The following is a 19,622-nucleotide window of genomic DNA, read 5'->3' as shown; positions in this document are numbered from 1 at the left end:
TCTATGAAATTTCATGGATATTGCTGCTATCTCTGATTCGGTCTTTGTATTCCTTAGGGGAAAGTCCACTTAAGGTTCTGAACACTCTATTAAAATGACGAACGTTCGCAAATCCCGTCTCTTCGGCAATTACGCCTATCTTTTCATTCGTAAAGGCCAGCTTCTTCTTAGCTTCCTCGATTCGGATATGTGTCAGATGTTCAATGAAGGTGACGCCTGTTCTCTGCTTGAATAAGGTACTGAAATAGGCTGGGTTCAAAAATACTTCGTCTGCCACATCCTTCAGGGTAAGCGAATGCTGGAAATGCAATTCGACATACCGCTGTGCCGAAGCAATCGGATCTCTGTCCTTCTGCTCCCTGGATTTGGAGATGCATTCGGTTAGACGGCTTAACAGCGACTGACATTGTTCGATTAACTCCTGCCGGGAAGAAAGCGCGCAGATCTCGAACAGAACTTTGCGGATATCCTTAGATCCGAGCCATTTCTCGGTCACTCCCAGCTCCTCAGACAATTCATAGTAATACAGCAGCAGTTTGCATATTTGCTGATGGATACTTTCCGGGGATGGCGCTGAGCTGCACAGCTCGTCAATTAGCTGCTCTACGATCCTGCTTATACTCTCCTGCTTGCCCTCAACAATCGACTTCTCCAGCATCTCCCATGACCACTTTTTGGGTCCGCTGCCCATGTGGGGATTTCCCGTCATGGCAGAGTACTCCAAAAGATTGTCGCCGCCTACAATCAACCGATACAGAAGGGCAATTTCCGCCTCATTATAAGCCTTTGGAATTCCCTGCAATCCTTCTACCGAATTGCTAATCCCAATGGTAACCGTCATATTGGATAAAGCACGAATCTGCCTGCGGATCATATCTCCCAAAGAACCGGAGCCGGCTAAAGATTGCTGCGGCTCCGCTACATTAAGCAGAGCAATGACCTCCGTATCTGACAAGACGAAGCTTAGTCCCTTCGCATGGCGGTCGATCATTTCCTGCACGAACTGCTGAATATATAGCTGGAACAAGGAAGCGTCGTTGCGTTGATAACGCTCCTTCTCCACGGAGTGCTTATCCAGCTTGATCACCATACATACGAAATAGGGATGCTCGAAAGAGATGCCCATTTCACCCAACAGCTTGATTTCACTATCGTTCATCTTGCCTTTCAGCAAGCTTTCGGTCAGATGCTCCGTAACATGACGGCGAACAGTGGGTTGTGCCCCCCAGGCTGCCTCCGGTTTCGGCTTGGCTTTCCGCTGTTGAATTTCCAGCTTGAGCTTTTCTAGCACACGGCCCAACTCATCACGTTCGATCGGCTTCGTTAAGTAATCTCTAGCGCCCTGCCTCATAGATTGCTGCACATAAGCAAATTCGTCATAACCGCTGACTACAACGGTCATTAAATCCTTAAACCGTCCACCCGCCAGCTGCTGCAGCTGGATGCCATCCATCCTAGGCATACGTATGTCGGTCAGGAGTACCTCGGGAGAGAACTCTTCCAGCTTGTCGAGTGCTTCATATCCATCACAGGCTTCACCGACGATCTCCCAGTCCTCATCCAGACTTGCAATCATTTTGCGCAGCCCTTTCCGAAAGATAGACTCATCATCAACGATCAGAATTTTAGGCATTCTCGTATTCCTCCCTTCTTTGACCCGGCAAATACATCACCGGCAATCGAAGTACTGCACGAAAACCTTGAAAGGGCATGCTTTCCAAGGACAGCCCATAGTCTACTCCATAATGAAGCACAATTCGGCGATGAACATTTAACAGACCGTTCCCGGATTGGCCGCCCAAATCGGTTGTATTTCGCAAGTGGGACCGCAAAGACTCCAGCGTCTCCGCATTCATGCCGATGCCATCATCCTCCACAGTAATTGTGAGGACGTTATTTTCTTTTGCCGCAGATAGAGAAATATGCCCTTCCCCTACCCCTTTGTCCAACGCATGGTTAATTGAATTCTCTACCAGAGGTTGAATCATCAGCGGAATGACCTTGCATTCCAGGACGGAAGGCTCAATATTCATCTCAAAAACAATGCGTTCCTCATACCTCATCTGCTGGATTTTCATATAACCGCTTACATGATCCAGCTCATCCTTCAGCGTCACATGCTCTTTACGTCCACTAAGACTGTAGCGCAGTAGCTTGCTTAAATTATTCGCCATGGTAATGATTTCACGGTTACCTTCCATTTCGGCGTACATGCTAATGGAGCCTAGTGTGTTATATAAAAAGTGCGGATTGATTTTACTCTGGAGCGCGGCAATTTGCGCATCTTTTTCCCGAATTTCCGTTTCGTACAGTAAATATCCAAGTTCACTTAATTTGGCTACCATCCCGTTAAAAGAATGACCCAATACCCCAACCTCGTCACTACCCGTTACCGGAAAACTAATACGAATATCCCCGCGCTCCACATTCCGCATCAAACGGCTAAGCTTACGCAGCGGTTGTGTGATCCGGTAAGCTATGAAAACATACAACAGTAGAGCCAGTCCCACACAGGACACACCAATCAGAATAATATAAGTGCGCAAGATGTCTGTGTCTTTCATGAGACTTGCTATGGGAACGATGCCCACTGTAGTCCACCCGGTCACTTCAGAAGTTATATGGGAGACCAAGAGACCTCTTCCCTCTGCCTGAACGTGATTTACGCCTTCACCCGTTTTGCCTAAGTATAGGGAAGGGTCTAATTTCTCCCCGCTGTTATCTTTGCGTATGACTAGGTTACCAGTGTTGTCTGCAATATAAAGCGACTCCTTGGCATCCAGCTTTACACGGGATAAGATTTCACTTATGAATTTAGTATCCACATCTATGACAATGTACCCCAAGGTCTGACCGCTGTCGAAGCTGCGCAGCTCTCTGGCAATTGAGAAGGCTTTATATATATTCCCGCCCGTGGATCTTACATCATGTGTAGCTACAAATATCGGCTGCCCGTAATGTCCCTGAAATTTGTTAAGCCATTCCAGATTCTCGTCCAGCTTATAGGTCGTCACGTATTGGCTCTCGGGAAGCACGACATAGGATGCGCCGCCGGCACCGTATAATGAAACGCCTAGAATATCTACTCTGCCGTTAAGAAATACCTGTGTTACAAAATTGTTCAGTTCGCTGATTTCATCCAGTGTTAAAGGTTGTCCCGGGGTCCTTTTCGTTTCGAGATACGTTGTAACCTTAGGGTATTGATAAGGCATCACCGTCAAACGGTTCAGCTCATTCATGTAGGTATCAATATTCAAGGTAAGCTGCTTCAGCGTCTGAAGCTGGTAATCTCCGACCTTACTTTCGGTGGTTTCGGCAAAGCGGACATAAGCAAAATAGCCCATCAGCCCGAGCGGCAGCATAATAATGACGACATTAATAAGAATAAGCTTACGCGCCAATGCCAGATTCCGAAACCAACTCCCGAATACTCTCAAACGTCTTCTCCCCTTTTTTCCTTGCACACTTTACTTCCTCAGCTGTTCATTGATTCCCAGTACCGCGTTGTCCAAAGCCTGCTTAGGCGTTTGTTGTTTATAGATCATCTTCTCAAACTGACGGATAATTTCTTCGTTAATCGTCCATTGCTTCACATTTCTAGGCCAATACACCACATAGTTCGCGGTGGCCGCATAATCACTGCGGAATTTCAAATCTGTGAACTCCTTGCTGTCCACTACCTTTTTGGAACTTGGGACATGACCGGCCTTCGCCCACATATACCCATGCTCCACCGTCCATTTGGCAAAGGTGACCGCGGCTTTTCTCTTCTCATCATTCATTTCACCCTTGGCGGGTATCGCGAGCGTATGTGAATCTCCCCAAACCGCCGGATGATCATAAATGACTGGAACAGGAACGACACCCAGCTCAAGATTCTTATCCTTTTCAAAAGCGCCCGTACCCCACACACCTGTAATTAAAACAGCAGCCTGACCCTCATAAAACATCTTGAAAGCATCATTAATATTCGGTGGGATTAGCTCTTTCTTGTACAGACTATTAACAAATTCCAGCGCCCTTAGTGAGTTGGAATTATTAAAGTTAGCCTGCGTCCCTTCCGGGTTATAAAAAGCTGCTCCGCCATCCATTTGATTGTATAAGCTCCACCACACCCATACGGAGTCTATACGTGTGCTGGGCATCGCCAGAGGCGCAACCGTAGGAGGAACCGCTTTCTTAACTCTCTCCAAGAATCGGGTAAATCCTTCCTCACCGGGTTCAATGATCGGTTTATCATCGGCATCAAGCAGTCCGGCTTCCCTTAGATACTTCTTGTTGTAATAAAGCACAAGTGCATGCGTGTCTAAAGGAATTGCAAAATGCTTACCGCCATATAAAGTAGACTCTATCACGTTGGTATTGAACAGGCCCCAATCCAGCCCGGACTGTGCAGCCGACGCATCAAGATCCTCAATATATCCGTTCTGCACGAACTGCGGTAGATTGGTGGCATGTATAATCGCCAGATCCGGTGCATTCCCTGCTAAAATTGCCGTACGCAGCCTTGAATAGTAATCATCCAACCGGGAGTTAATCTGATCAATCTTTATGTTCTTATGCTCCTGATTAAATTGTTCGACAAGCTGAGTCATAAATACGTTATCTCCCCCGCTAAAAGGAGTCCAATATTGCAAGGTCACCGTCTGGGAGGCTGCTGGTGTAGGCTCCTTAGCGGATTGAACCGAACACCCGCTCAGGACGAGCAAGACCGATATCATTAATATAGAAAGAGAAATCGGTCTGCGCCAATTCTTTTCTGCAGAGAGTCTAGAATCTCTCATTTGAAATAAGCCTCCCTTCTTTTTAAAATATTTTAGATTAAGGATAGTCGCACTGCGGTGAATGTTTGGACTTCCGGCCGCTGTTGTCTACAGATTTCTTTGATTGATACCGCTCTTTGCGGTAGAAATACGCAGACTGCCTATGCTTTCGAAGCTAGCTTTCCTACGGAAAGCTTTCGGGCGATCGCTAACGCTCCTACAGTTCCAAAAATTCCCCTCCGTTACTGGTTCCTACTCAAAATCAGAGCTTGACATTCCTTTTACGTCACTGACCGGGAACGATTTCGATTTAACTTCGCTTGATGTTTCACTGGGTTTGGGGCGACTACGCCTTACAGGTAGCCGAATCCGGGTTGCGGACTAGCCCTTCGGAGTAGTGGGGAAAATGACCGCTATGCCGACCAAAACGCCATGAGTTTGAGATTAAAGGGAAAATCCACCTATAGTTTTCCCCTTATGGCCCCAAAGAGGTAGCGTCAAGAAGTTTGTATGAGAGAGTAGAAGTAGCTCCCAGGTATCCCCGACAAATACGACAAATCGTCTACCTACATAGGTTTTAATATATAGTTGCACAATGTACACTTATAGTTCTTCCTTAGCACACTTTAGGATGTTTAATTGCACTTTATACATTTATTTTTGGGTATTCCGGGGTTTAACCGACCTATTCGTATTTTTAGTTGCACAAAGTACATCTATCCATACATCCGAGCGCCAAAGGCTAGAAACAAGTGTATAAAGTACACCTATTACTCTGACTACCTCCGAGTTTTCGGTAGCGTCAAGAAGTTTGTGTGAGAGAGTAGAAAGTAGTTTCTCGGGTGTGGTTTGTAGGTGTGAATTGTTCACCAAAACGTTCTATTGGGCGTAACGAATTACTGTCCTTCTCGTCACATGTCAAGCACTGATTTTGGTGTTGAGCCCCGTTACTTTCACCTTTCATCAAATAAAAATTTAAGTTCAATTCGTACAGCAATAAATCTTACTTTCTCTTAACTCATTTACGATCCTGCCACACATCCATATAATCTATACTGAAGCTGCCTTGTCTGTCAAAGATGGATATTTCATTCGCACCGGCCAGCAATTTCAATTCCATGGATACCTCTGAAATCTGGTTCCGTTCTTGTTGCTCTATCGGGTACACCGCTTGCTTTCCACCGTTCACAGAGATAGCGAGTTTGGCATCCACCTGAGTTGAATTCATCACCGCTAACGTGACTGTGTAGACTCCGCTATGAGGCACATGAACATTGGTGAATTGAAGGGAGCTTTCAGAATCATGTAAGGTGGCGATAGCACCTCCTGATGCAAATGGGTTCTCTTCTAATTCACTGTTCCCTTCCATTGCTGCCGCTTCTGCTTCAAAACGAGGGATCTCTATGGCGATGATCTCTGCCTTCTGACCTGACAGATCAAAGGTAACTTCATTCATACCGGCAGTAAAAGGAACGGATACATAGGTGTAAACAACCTTGCCCGCATCTGTTGGAGGTAGAGTCATTGTAAGCTTGGGACCATCATTTACGATTATATTGGCGGAAAGGGTATTTCCGCTCGCATTGGAGTAATGAATAAGTACAGGTACAGTTGTTTCTACTGTTGAGGGTAGTGATGGAAACGTAATGCTGTCACCGGCCCGAACCGCACTTTCTGCCCGGAATACTCCAGTTCCAGAAGGGACCTCTATAGGCACACTCAAGGCCAGTGGGTTCCCGAACACAGGAAGCCCTTCTTCATTCCAGCTTATGGCCTGCGCCCGTGCTTTACGATTATTCCATCCGTCTGCTGCTCCAGATGTCGCATGATACACTATCCATTGCTCACTGCCATCCGGAGAAGTTACAAAGGAGTTATGTCCAGGACCGTAAACTTCCGCCTCCTCATCCATACTAAGCAGCGGCTGCTCTGATTTAACCCATCCTTCCGGGTCAAGCGGATTTGCATCCGGCTTCAACGCAAGCATACCGAGACTATAATAAGGTGTCCAGCTTCCCGCACCTGAATAGACTATAAAAACACGGTCGTCCTTATGGAGTATCGACTGGCCTTCATTAATGTACGGAGGTCCACCAGCCTTTTCCCAATTCAGGAGTGGTTCACTCAGTAGTACCCGGGGGCCGCTTATTGTTAATGGATCACTCATCGGTGCAATGTAAGTATTCTGCGCTGCATTCACGTCACCTTCCCAACCGGACCACACAAAATACAGCTTCTCCTTAACCTCGATGACAAGTCCATCAATCGCCCATTTGTTGCTGTCGTCTTTTATTTGCCCTTTAAATGTATATGTCCCTAGTGGATCATCACTGTCACCTTCCAGAGCAAACATTCTGTGATTCTCGTTATCGCCGTTATCGGCTGCAAAATAGATATACCATTTTCCCTGCAGGTACTGAATTTCAGGTGCCCATATCTCTGCTGAATATGGGGTGTCTGCTGGTGGATACCAGACAACCTTCCGTTCAGCCTGGCGGAAATCCAGTGTTCTGGATTTCATCACCATAATATCAGTTCCTCCATGGGTGAACGTCATGTAATAATAGCCATTCCTGTAAACCACACTGGGATCGGGGGTGTCGATTTCAGCCAAGGTGTTTTTGAAGGTTCCTCCATGACCGTTATAAGGTACATCGGTTTTACTTTCCATCGGGTGCTCCAGCAAATATATGCCTCCTCCTGCTATAACTATAATTAGTACAATGACAAGAGATAACCTGAACTTCTTCATTTTGCTTCTCATGGCTTCCAGCCTCACTTTACACCGGCACTTGTAATGGCTTTGACAAAGGATTTCTGGCCTAATATAAAGATGATCACTACCGGAAGAGTTGCTATCGTTGTCATAGCCATCAGTTTACCGTAGCTTTGGGTATAGCTTCCTGTTGCCATCATGGCAATTCCTGCGGTTATCGTCCGCATTTCCGGGGAAGTTGTAGCATAGAGCGGCCAAACAAAATCATTATAAATGCCCATAAAGGTGAAAATTCCTAGAGTAGCCATAATGGAAACGGCAGAAGGCATCAAAATTCTCGCATATAAGTTCCATTTGTCCACCCCGTCAATCCGGGCAGCTTCTTCAATTTCCTTTGGAAAAGAGATAAAGAACTGGTATAGCAAGAATACACCAAAGGCTCCCGCCGTTGCAGGAAGAATAAGTGCCTGGTAAGTATTAATCAGGCCTAGCGTGTTAAATTCCATATACATCGGCAGGAATGTCAATACACTTGGTATCATTAGCGAAGCTATGAACATAGAAAACAAAGTCCGGCGCAGCGGTAGGTCAGGAAGGCGCGCTAATGCGAATGCGGCCATGGAATCAATAAAGAGAACAATCCCCGTACCCACCGTACCCACCACAAGAGAGTTAACAATCCATCTCAATACCGGAGTATTCATAAGCTCTCCACTCAGACCTTGAACAAAATTATCGACCGTTGGTTTCTTGGGAAGGAAATTCATTCTCCCTGAGAGAGCCTCAAAGTCATTTTTGAAAGCGGTAGAAATCATCCACACCAAAGGCAACAGAATGATTAGGGCAATCAGGACGGCTAAAAGAAGGAGGCCTACTTTTTTTGTTTTTACCATTTACACCTTCTCCTTCCGATTGGTGAGCCGAAATTGAACAACAGAGATAATCATAATAAACAGCGCCATAAGAATGGCCATTGCGGATGCAGAGCCCATGTCCTTACGCACAAAGGCCTGATCTAGCACATTCATTAGCAAGACTCGGGTTGTGGAACCAGGGCCTCCGCGTGTTAACAGAAAAGGTTGAGCATAAATGTTAAAGGAAGCAATAGTAGAGGTGATCATTACGAACAGCATAACCGGACGGATAGATGGAAGTGTAATAGATACAAACTTGCTCCAGACATTTGCACCGTCAATGGAAGCCGCCTCGTAATAATCCTCTGGAACCTCGTTCAGGGCATTCACAAAAATAATCATATTAAATCCAATTGTCCACCAGAGCGTCGTCATTACCAATGCGATCCACACCCACGGAGTAGCCGTCAACCAAGGAATACTAGAGATGCCAAGCTTGGCCAACAGGCTGTTCAGAAACCCGGCATTGGTGTCGAACATCATCAGCCAAATTACGGCCATTACGGACGCCGACAACGCATAAGGGAGGAAATAGAAGGTTCTAAACCAATTGCGTACTCTCCCGGGTAAGGCATTAACCAACATTGCCATCGCCAGCCCTACAAATATAAGCAATGGTACTGAAAAAATCACAAATTGTATGGTCGTCCACAGCCCTCCGAAAAAGACGCTGTTTTCATACGTACCGGGTGTAAAAATAGTCACATAATTGTGTATTCCCACAAATGGATGATCTGTCGATAGAAGCTCAAAATCCTGAAGGCTTATGACAACGCCATAGATAATTGGAAAGAGCAGAAACATACAGAACGCAGCCAAGTAAGGCAGAATAAACAGAAATGAGGTAAGACGGGAAGTCCATGTGGTTTTCAAAGCTAGCTCCTCCATTCTTCTTCACACCCAAAGATGGAAAGAAAGGGCGGGGAAGCGATGTAACGCCTCCCGCCCCTCTTGTCTAAATCCATCCATCTAATAGTGCGATCTTATTTCATGGCCTGACGTGATTTGGCTACTGCATCATCCATGGCTTTCTGGGGTGCCTTCTTACCCAAGATGGCGTTGCTAAGCTCTGACCACACCGGCTCAACAATAGTTCCCCAGTTTAACACATTCGGTGCAAATTGAACGGAAGGGAAGCTTTGGGAAACCGTGCTTTGGAACTCTAATGCTTTGAACTCAGCGCTTTCCATCACTTTATTAGAAGCTACCGCTTGACCGGATTCTGCCCAATCCAGTGAGTTACCGGAAACGTATTTCAGGAAATCACCGATTCCTGCAAGTGTATTCGTATCTGTAACTGCCTTAGGCACCACAAATCCGTGGGAGCCTGCGTAAATAGCTTGTTTTGCTTTACCGATTTGCGGCATAACTGCCACGCCGTAGTTCAAGCCTGCTTCATCAAATTGTGATTTCATCCAAGGACCATTAAATTGAATAGCGTTTTTGCCTTGCAGGAACAATGTGTTTTCCCCATCCTGCTGTACATTGGCAGGAGATACCCCTTTCTCCACCATTCCGCGCAGCCATTGAACCATTTCCACCGCTTCCGGGGAGTTATAAGCTACGTCAGTCCCGTTCCATAATTCTCCGCCGTTCTGCCAAACCAGAGACGGGAAGATAAACTGCTGCGGCCACAAGGTCGGTACTACATAACCATAGACACCTTTAGCTTTATCGGTAAGTTTTTCTACTGCTGCATCAAACTCCGCGCGATTCGTCGGTGGACCTGCGATCCCCGCTTTTTCGAACAAATCTTTATTGTAGTACATAACTGCCGGGTGAATATCGAGTGGAATGGAATACAACTTGCTATCAATCGTTGCGTATTTAATTGGCGCTTCCGCAAAGTCCGCCGGGTTGATTTCCGCAGTGGCTGCCATCTCATCTACTGGTTGCAATTGATCCTTACTCTGATAAGTTGGCACCTGATCCACGTGCATGATCATAAGGTCAGGACGCTCTTTACCTGTGCTAAGCGCTACATCCAATTGCTTGTAATATTCGCCGTTCGGCTGAATAACAAATTTAATTTTGTATTTATCTTGAGAGCTGTTGTACTTGTCGACTATTTTTTTCATGAACGGACCGTCAGAGCCGGAGAAGGGTGACCAGAACAATAATTCAGTCTTCTTACCGCTGGTATTGTTATCCCCTTTCGCTTCGTTAGTAGTGCCGTTTTTACCGGTGTCTCCGTTAGCTTTGGTGTTGTTGTTATTTCCGCCGCAAGCGGTTGCAGCTAACGCAACCAGGATAACCATCAGGATGACTGCCGTTGCCTTTTGCATAGATCGTTTCATCTTTTTGCTCCCCTTTATCCATGATTCAAAGATGAACTCTTTGATAGCTTTATGGTAAGTCATTTGGAGGCCCAAAAAAATGTCGTCAGCCTAGGTAAAGTGGACATTTCTTTAGGTCTGTAAGTGCACACAAGAAGAAACGGCTTTGCCGTCCTTAATGGGACGGTATCCGTTTCTCGTAGAAATATAAGCAAAGTATACTGAAAACTTATACTTTCTGATATTTTAAAAAAAGCCATCCCCTAGATCAATCACGATCTTGTGGACAGCTTCCTTTAGAAATCCTTATTAATCCCCTTAATTCTGGAGCATTTTTTGCAGATAACGCTGACGGTACTCCATCGGGCTTTCGCCGCAGTTTTTTGTGTAATAGGCTGTGAAGGATTCAGGGTCCGAATAACCCACTAGCCGAGCAATATCATTCACCTTGATTTCATGCTGCTGCAAGAGTTGCTCGGCCCCGGTGATTCTCAATCTGGTTACATAATTGCTTACTGAGATCCCTACATGCTGTTTGAATTGATCCGATAAGCGTGGCACATTGACATGAAATAACTCTGCCAGATAGGAAAGGGAGAGCTCGCTGCTGAAGTTCTCCTCCACATGCTTCCTAACCGCTTCTATATGCTGATTATCGGATGTACGCGTCCTCCTAACCTGCTCCATAACGAGTTGTGCCAACTCCTCCATCTTCTTCAGCAGGCCTTCACGTGTGGAATAATCCATAAGTGTCATTTGGCAGTTCCATATATATTTCTGCAGGGAGGTGCTGCCGCACTCGAACTTTCGGGCTATGGAACTGAGTAGCAGCAGGATATGCAGTGATAAATGGAAAAAGACGATGTTTGGCGTATCCTTGTCAGTGGGGTATAGAGCTTCCATTTGATCACGCAAGCTGTTCATATCCGAATTCTCAATGCTCTTCGCCATCTTCCTTCTCGATTCCACCGGGAAATCATAGGTCTGGTCTGAGACAGCGTTATGGCCCCAAGATACCAAGGAGGAAGCATAGCCATTCTTTATGTTATGAAGTCCCTTAACTTCTCTACCCATTCCAAATACACTATCTAACTTCAGTTCGTTGCCAATATTCTGTTGCAATTCCTGAACGAACCCCTCCGTTTTCCCATCCAGCGCTTTATCCTTCTCACCTATTAACAAAAAGTTTGCCATAAAGGGGTTAGCGGCAAGATTTATGGGATAAATGGCTTCATCATGGTCAGCAGTCTCCCAGCAGAGTCCTTGATAGCTATGATGAAGCAAATCTCGCCGCTCCTGCCGTCCATTTCGTCTGCCATGGGGCAATTTGAGTTGGACGGCCACAAACTTCAAGTTCACTTCGTCCTCCGTAAGCGGAGTAAGTTGAATCTGATGCAGTCGCTCCTTAACCATCGTCAGATCCTGCCATTCGTCCCTGATCAATTGCTGCAAATAGCTGACTTGAAGCAGCTTGACCGGATCCTTTTTATCCAGTAGCGGAATTTCAAACAAAGCATTCGCCCCTAACTCTTTTGGCATTCAGTATGCTCCAATCCGGCGAAAAAGAGACTCCATTACTTTCTGAAATCTTAGACAGCCGGACAAAAAAAGGGACCCTGCCATTCGGCAGGGCCAATATCATATATTAAAGGGGGTTGGTGTGTTTAATATAATCCCGAAAGCTTAAAGGCATATGAAGATGGGGTAAAGATTATATTAAAGGCAATTATATTTTAAACTTTTCAACCAAAATTTGCAGTTCTCTGGCGCTCTGTGAGTTTTCATCAGCCATCTTGGCCTCCATGAAGGTCTTGTCTACAATATCCGAAGTTTTCTCTGCGATATCAGTCACCCCTATGGCTCCTTCATTAATCGTGGCAGCTACTTCATTAACCGCAATAGCGATACTAGACACAGTCGTGCTCAAATGATCGGAAGCATTCTCAAATTCAACCATCAGTTCATAGATCATAGATGCATCGTTATTATACTGCTGACTGACCTCTTCCAATCTCTTGTAGTCGCCCAGTACATTCTGATCTACAAAGGAAAGAATAGCTTCTGAATTTTCCTTCATCTGTTCCACGGAATCATATACGCTTTTAACTACTCCTTGTATCCCGGCAGCCGTGGTAGAGGATTTCTCCGCCAGCTTCCTAATCTCTCCGGCAACTACCGCAAATCCGCGTCCCGCTTCTCCCGCTCTCGCCGCTTCAATAGCTGCGTTCAATGCCAACAAATTAGTCTGGCTAGTAATGGAGAGAATGGTATCTGCCAAAACGTTAATTTCGGAGATGGAATTGGATTGTTCAATCGCCCGCTCCATTTTCAACCGAACCGATTCATAGATCTCCTTGGCATTTTTAGAGGATTCAAGCGCATCCTTTTGGAGAGCCAATGCCCGACCGGTGATTTGCTCAGAGACTTCTGCACCCTCTTTTACTTTACCGGAAATCGTGCTCACATTTGAATCAATCTCATGGATAGCCGCAGTCATCTCTTGTGTAGAAGCTGCTGTTTCTTCCATCCCTGCCGAGAGCTGCTCAGTAGTTGCCGCATTATCATGAGCGTTCTCTCTAACATCAATAGACAGTTTCTCAAGCATCTCCGCATTTTCTAATACCTTACTTGAGATCGTAATTAATCCCCCGGCCGTCTCTCTGAGCACTTGCCGTGTCCGGAACATCGCCTTGGCAATTACGCCGGTCTCATCTTTATTTTTCTCCAAGTACTCATATTGATTATCGTATTTAAGATCGAGTTCTGATGTCTTATTAATCAGTTCTGTCAGTTTAACAATCGGTGCCGAAATTCGGTTAGCTACAAACAGGCCGAGAATTAAAGTAACCACTAGACTTGCAAGACCTAATATAAGTATAAAAGAGGTCATTTCGTTGACGGGTTTCATAATTTCATCTACATCACCGGTAAGAACTAGCGTCCACTGGGTACCCGGTAATACAGTATAAGCTGCCTTTTTAACTGCACCTTTAAATGGGTATTCAACTAGATCATCTTTCGGTTTTTCTCCGCTAATAATCTTCTCTACCACAGCTTTGATTTGTTCGTTCTCTACAGGTTTTCCGATCTTTTCTTTATCGGGATGAAATAACATGACTCCGGTCTCATCTACTAGATACGCATAGGAGGAAGGAGCATTAGCCACTTTTGCATCCGCCAAATACTTGATAATACTGTTCGTTGTTACCGCCGAAGCAACAAAACCTACCATCTGGCCGTCACTCATAACCGGCTGCACGAAAGCTATAATGTAGGCTCCTGTAGACTTGGACTTCAAGGTCTCACTAATTACGGGAGTTTTTTTGGCTAATACATTTTTGGTATAATTCCTGTCAATGAAGTTAGCACCCAAAAGCTTGGTATCACTATCTGCGACATCGTTACCTTTCATGTCTACAACAAACATGTGCTCAACGTTACCTGCATCTTTAACCAATCTTGTGAGTTTGTTATTTACCTCCGACTGAAGGGCATCCCCTTTGACAATTCCCCCTTTGCCGGCCTTAATTAGTAAATCTGCAATCTCCGTCTGCTCAGCGATAAGGGCCATATTTCTCGATTCCTTATCAATCATGGATTTAATGGTTTCCGCCTTATTGGTGTTCACCTGAAACATAGCGGTCTCCGTAAGATTCAAGATAGAGCTTGTTGATTTGTTGTACGTGAACGCCCCCATTAGTATAGTTGAAAGCAGGGTCACAGCAATCATGATCATAGCTAGCTTTGTTTTAATTTTCATATTATTTTCATCCTTCCGCTGTTATAGCTGCTTCGCTTCGTTAGTTGAGTTAGTTCTAGATGCAATAGTTTTGCTTTTATTACAATATTATCGGGAAAATGGCGGTCACAGTGTATATTAAAAAAAGAATTATGAAGAAAAATATCGAATCTTGTCGAATGATTAAATTTAAACATAAAAATACTTTTTTTCAATTTTAAAGAACATAATTCCGAAACCTAAATAAACAGCCTGGAAAGATCCCAGACTGTTACTTATCTAAGCCATTATACGCCTTGCGGAAAAAGTGCATCCAATGCCGGGCAAGGCTGTTTGTCCAGAAACTGGGACAGTGGTGCGGGCATGTTGCTATACAGATCTTTAAGTGAGGTTCCATTATATATATTGCCGATGATTACCGGATGACACAGCTCAGAGATCAGGATATCCCCATTCCCGTGTAAATGAAGCTGTTTTTTACCTTCTATACAATGCGGGAAATATACCCCAGGCTGTTCCTCAAAACCAAGCGCCTCCATAAATCGATCCATACAAGTGAAGTATAGAGTGGTATCCTCTTTTTTACCTGCAATCAAATCATTGACCGCTGTCTTCAATTGTTCCCGAGCAGCTATAGACTTCCATCCGCTATGATCCATAATGATGCTATTCTGGATTTCATGTGTTCTGACGCCCATTGCATATACATGGTCGCTAATCTCCTGCATGTTGTCTTGATTTTCACTGAATAGAAGTGTCTCAAGTACAGTATCCACGCTAGTCGCAGCGAACAGGGCAATATTCTCTCTTATTTTGTCATAGATACTTGGGTGTATATTGTAATATCGAGAAAAGGCTTCTGCCGTAGTGAAATTAAAAGAGATATGGATAGTCGTCAGCCCCGCTGCTACCAACTCATCAATCCGTTCCGCATTTAACAGACTGCCGTTAGAATTCAGCTGAGTTTGAATGCCCCGAGAGGAACAATAGGCAACGATCTCCACACAGTCCTGAAATTTTAAGGTAACCTCGCCTCCGGATAACCGCACTCTTTTCAAATGGGGAAGCTCTCCGAGAATACGGATGACCTCTTTGGCGTTAATGCTCTGTCCGTCATTTCTTTGGTAAGCACAGCAATAATCGCAGCGGAAGTTACAATTGGATGTGACTCCTATTTCCAGTCCTTCCAGCTCATAAGTAAGTGGTTTGTCCAGCTCCAGTGATTTATATCTCATGCTCTAAAAGTCCTCCTGAAAAGTATTAGATCTACCCTATATTCAACCTAAGTGATTATAAAGGTTATTTCTTCAGGTTTATGTGACTTTTATAGCATTTCGTTCAATCACTCTTTTTCTAAAAAGGCCTTTGCCGAGACATAAACAAACCGTTCAGCTCTCGCCATAACATGGAATTTCTGCTCAGGAAAATGCTTATACATGTAGTCCACGAAATATCCTGGATTCTCGGCATTTCCGGCGAACAGATCGTAATGTAAAGGAATAACCGTTTCAAAATCAGCTACCGCCGCGAACTCTGCTGCTTCACGGTAACTCATATTTCCCGCTAAATTGCGTGCATTACGGAAGTAATCGCGGCCGTTAATCGGCAGCATGGCCAGGTCAATCTGATGGCTGCTTAAGGCTTCTACCAACTCGGGAAATAACACGGTATCCCCTGCATGGTACAACTTCACTCCATTTAGCTCCAAGATATAACCAACGTAATGAGGATTCCCTTGTTCACCCCTTACCATTTCCTCATGTGCGGCTGCAATCGGCAGCACTCTAAGCTTCGGACCAAAGGATGTCCACTGACCCTCTGCAGCCATCAGGAATTGTTCTGGATTGACACCCAGTTCTTTAAGCTGTGGCTCACACATCGCCGGGGCCATGATTTTAACTGCTGGATTATGGTTCACCAGTTGGGGAATAGTTCCTTTATCCAAATGATCATCATGATCATGTGTAATCAGGCACACATCGGCGTTAGTTATATCTTCAGGTGAGATGGGTGCGGGAAAAGTCCGGTCTAGATTAGGGGATACATAAGGATCTATGTAAACTGTTACGCCATCCCCTTTTATAATCACACTCTCCTGCCCGAGAAACCATACCGCCAGACTGCCGTAAGGCACCTGGGTGCGTCTCACCTCTTCAATAAGATACTTACCTTTGCGTTCTACTTGCTTGTTCATTCGTTCTCCAGCCTTTCTTCTGAGGATGAGATTGAGGTATCAATTCATACATGAAACACGAACACGAATACTTGCTTAACGCTGCATAGAAAACATTGACCCACCCAGGGTCATTTACCACATTTAAGCCTAGTATAATCGTTCCAGGTCATGGATGCCTAATTTAAAGCTGCTTGCGGTGCCAGGAGCGGAATTGTTGTACTCTGTGCAGGAATTCGGGTGCTTCACACAACAAAAGAGCTGCCAATCGGCAGCTCTTCTTGTTGTAATACTTTAAATATGAATCCTTAAGGATCTATACACTAGAACTCTAATGAACCGTTCATTTGAGTCCAAGCAGGCTGGCCAATTATTCCCAACCGCCAGATGGCTATCCCTTTGAGATCATAACGTTTAGCTAAACCTATTTTGGTATTTACAGAGTTCTCGTTCTCACTAGCCAGAGAAATGCCGAGAATTAGCTTGTCTTTCTTAACCTGCTGAAGAGCAAGACGAATGGCTTCATCGACCTTGTCCACCGGCTCAGGACTTTTCTCATCCCCATAAGCGTAAGCCATAATGATCAGATCGTCTGCAAGGATTCCAAGCGTTTTATAATCATATCCTGTATAAGAGCTATTTAATGGATGAAGGACAAGAGTGAGCTTAAGTCCTGCTTGACGTGCCTTTAAAGATAAATTCTTCACAAAGCTGTTATAATCCGAACGGGCTTTTGCTTTATCACCGCTAAGACCCAATCCCTCCAGATCCAGTAAAATTCCTTTAAAACCCTTCTGAACAGCCGTGTCCACAATACCGGAAATTGTCCGTGCCTGTAGCACCTGATCCTCAAGATTCTTAGTGAGTTCCAACTTGCCGTCCACAGAATATACCATCAAGTAAGGAGTTGTTCCATTAGTAGAGGTATCTGAAATCATGAGTTCAGGTGTAAGCTCACCGGCAGGCTTAGGCCACTTATATTCTTCCCCTTGGATGGTAAACTCACCGTTACGATCAATTCTACTCCAGCCAAAAGCTATCGCATCGAAATCCGGCACAAACGAATACTGGTCAAAGGATGATAGTGCATAGAAACCCAATGTGTACATATCCTTCTTCGGGGATGTAATAGAAACGGTCTTTGTTAGCTGATTCCATGATACTGCAGCCCCAAACTGTCCGCTAAAAAAACTCAAGGGAATCATTGTAGTTCCGCGTACGTTTTGCGGCGCTACTGCCAACACTACTTTTCCACCGTTAACCACAGCACTTTTGCTCCCAATAGTAAGCTCCACCTGCTTGTCTACTGTGCCTACTTTCTTAGTTGCAGTAATCTTCTTAGCCGTTTGATTCCAAGCTACCGGGATATTTAGAGCTTCTGCTATAGCCCGAAAAGGCACCATAGTTGTACCCTTCATCATCGCAGGCTCTACCGGAAAGGGCAGTGGATACCCGTCTAGCAAAATAGTAACCCCAGAGGTTGTAGCTGCTGCTTGTGTTGTGTTTCCTAGCAGCGCTGTCATACCACTTAGTGCGATCACGCAGCTTAATAGTATTTTCCCATAACGTTTCATAGCGAATCTCCTTTTTATTAAGATAGTCCATCTATCATACTACCAAAATTGATATTTTTTGCAAATTAATAGATCAAGAAGAAACGGCTTTACCACCAAAGTATACTGAAAACTTATACTTTCTTATATTTTAAAAAAACCGCCAATCACCTAAACTCAGGTAATTAGCGGTTCTATAATGGGTGCCTTATTAGAATCTTTTTATAGACTATGATTTGCAGCCTCTGAGAAACGTTCCAAAGCTTCCTGCAGAATCGATCTAGGACAAGCCAGATTAATACGCAGATAACCTTCACCCTCCGACCCAAATACCGATCCTTCACTAAAAGCTACTTTGGCTTCTTTGAACATAAGTTGTTTGAGGCCATTGATATCCCTATTTAATCCGCGGCAGTCGATCCACAACAGATAAGTAGCTTCTGGGCGCATCACTTTCACCTGTGGCAAATGCTCTGACATATAGCTGATCGCATAATCCACGTTACCCGAAATATACACCAGTAGCTCATCTAACCATTCATCACCTTCATTGTAAGCGGCTTGTACCGCATCCGGTGCAAAGTAGTGAGCCATATGTAGACTCAAAGTTTTTAAGCGCATATCGAATTTCCGTTTCAGATCCGGGTTGGAGGCTACAATGAACGAAGTTTGAATACCCGGCAGATTAAAAGTTTTGGTTGCTGCCAGTGTCGTTAGTGTAATATTAGCCAGCTCCTCGGATAAGGAGGCAAATGGATAATGAGTATGCCCCGATAAAGTTAAATCGCAATGAATTTCATCCGATATAACGGTTACTCCATAAGCAAGGCACAATTCTCCCAGCTTCAGCAGCTCTTCACGCTCCCAGACTCGTCCCCCCGGATTATGCGGACTACAGAGCAGCAGAAGCTTAGCTCCACCCTTCATCAATCCCTCTAACTGGTCATAATCCATCTCGTAGCGGCCATTTTGCAGAATCAACGGATTCTTAGCGACCTTACGGCCATTCATATTAATGACGTCATAGAAAGGATAATAGACTGGCGACTGCACTATTACCTCACCGCCCGGCTCACTATACAGTTCCACTGCCAAACTTAACGAGGTGACAATCCCAGGGGAATCCGTCATCCACTCCGGTTGAATATTCCAATCATGTCTTCTTTTAAACCAGGAGGTGATTGCTTCTTTATAAGGTTCACTACTTACGCTATAACCGTAGACACCTTCCTCCACACGACGAAGGATCGCTTCTTTTACAGCTGGAGGACTTTCGAAATCCATATCGGCTACCCACAAAGGCATAATATCCTTGTCACCGAACAATTTCTCGGACTGATCCCATTTATAAGAACGGGTATTGCGGCGGTTAATGACGGCATCAAAATCATACTTCAACTTCAGTCACCTCGTCCTCTCTGCTTCAACGTATTCATGTATTGTAACATATTGTAACATGCAAAAAACGGCACGCCAAGGTTATCCCTT

General features: G+C 44.8%; 13 protein-coding genes. All 13 read right to left on the bottom strand.

Annotation, left to right across the window (positions count from 1 at the left end):
* Position 1 precedes the first annotated feature (1 nt).
* Positions 2 to 1,633 carry a response regulator gene (locus PWYN_RS16350; RefSeq protein ID WP_052088040.1) on the bottom strand — a complete coding sequence of 544 codons (1,632 nt, stop codon included), beginning with the start codon at positions 1,631 to 1,633 and terminating at the stop codon, positions 2 to 4.
* Positions 1,626 to 3,437, bottom strand: coding sequence for a sensor histidine kinase (locus tag PWYN_RS16345; RefSeq protein ID WP_240479780.1), 1,812 nt, complete (start codon positions 3,435 to 3,437; stop codon positions 1,626 to 1,628). Before PWYN_RS16345 ends, PWYN_RS16350 begins: the two co-directional genes overlap by 8 nt.
* Positions 3,438 to 3,467: 30 nt before the next feature.
* Positions 3,468 to 4,784 carry an ABC transporter substrate-binding protein gene (locus tag PWYN_RS16340; RefSeq protein WP_084146761.1) on the bottom strand — a complete coding sequence of 439 codons (1,317 nt, stop codon included), beginning with the start codon at positions 4,782 to 4,784 and terminating at the stop codon, positions 3,468 to 3,470.
* Between the two features lie 997 nt (positions 4,785 to 5,781).
* Entirely contained in the window at positions 5,782 to 7,527 is a 1,746-nt protein-coding gene (locus PWYN_RS16335) for a family 43 glycosylhydrolase (RefSeq protein ID WP_157261197.1), read from the bottom strand.
* Positions 7,528 to 7,538: 11 nt separating this feature from the next.
* Positions 7,539 to 8,372, bottom strand: coding sequence for a carbohydrate ABC transporter permease (locus tag PWYN_RS16330; protein ID WP_036654229.1), 834 nt, complete (start codon positions 8,370 to 8,372; stop codon positions 7,539 to 7,541).
* Positions 8,373 to 9,266 (bottom strand): carbohydrate ABC transporter permease, encoded by an 894-nt coding sequence (locus PWYN_RS16325; RefSeq protein ID WP_036654226.1) that lies wholly within the window; start codon positions 9,264 to 9,266, stop codon positions 8,373 to 8,375.
* 110 nt (positions 9,267 to 9,376) lie between these two features.
* Complete coding sequence (locus PWYN_RS16320; protein ID WP_036654222.1) at positions 9,377 to 10,690, bottom strand: ABC transporter substrate-binding protein; 1,314 nt, start codon at positions 10,688 to 10,690, stop codon at positions 9,377 to 9,379.
* 297 nt (positions 10,691 to 10,987) lie between these two features.
* The gene (locus PWYN_RS16315) at positions 10,988 to 12,208 is read right to left on the bottom strand and encodes a helix-turn-helix domain-containing protein (RefSeq protein WP_036654220.1); all 1,221 of its coding nucleotides are present in this window, start codon (positions 12,206 to 12,208) and stop codon (positions 10,988 to 10,990) included.
* 187 nt (positions 12,209 to 12,395) lie between these two features.
* Positions 12,396 to 14,429 (bottom strand): methyl-accepting chemotaxis protein, encoded by a 2,034-nt coding sequence (locus PWYN_RS16310; protein ID WP_036654218.1) that lies wholly within the window; start codon positions 14,427 to 14,429, stop codon positions 12,396 to 12,398.
* A gap of 266 nt (positions 14,430 to 14,695) precedes the next feature.
* Positions 14,696 to 15,643, bottom strand: a complete 948-nt coding sequence (locus tag PWYN_RS16305) for a radical SAM protein (RefSeq protein WP_036654216.1) — start codon at positions 15,641 to 15,643, stop codon at positions 14,696 to 14,698.
* 107 nt (positions 15,644 to 15,750) lie between these two features.
* Positions 15,751 to 16,602, bottom strand: a complete 852-nt coding sequence (locus PWYN_RS16300) for an MBL fold metallo-hydrolase (RefSeq protein WP_036654214.1) — start codon at positions 16,600 to 16,602, stop codon at positions 15,751 to 15,753.
* A gap of 302 nt (positions 16,603 to 16,904) precedes the next feature.
* Complete coding sequence (locus tag PWYN_RS16295) at positions 16,905 to 18,155, bottom strand: stalk domain-containing protein (protein ID WP_036654211.1); 1,251 nt, start codon at positions 18,153 to 18,155, stop codon at positions 16,905 to 16,907.
* A gap of 201 nt (positions 18,156 to 18,356) precedes the next feature.
* The gene (locus tag PWYN_RS16290) at positions 18,357 to 19,532 is read right to left on the bottom strand and encodes a MalY/PatB family protein (protein ID WP_036654208.1); all 1,176 of its coding nucleotides are present in this window, start codon (positions 19,530 to 19,532) and stop codon (positions 18,357 to 18,359) included.
* Positions 19,533 to 19,622 lie beyond the last annotated feature (90 nt).

The organism is Paenibacillus wynnii (assembly GCF_000757885.1).
GTDB classification, from domain to species: domain Bacteria; phylum Bacillota; class Bacilli; order Paenibacillales; family Paenibacillaceae; genus Paenibacillus_AQ; species Paenibacillus_AQ wynnii.
This window is presented reverse-complemented; position numbering and strand designations above follow the sequence as displayed.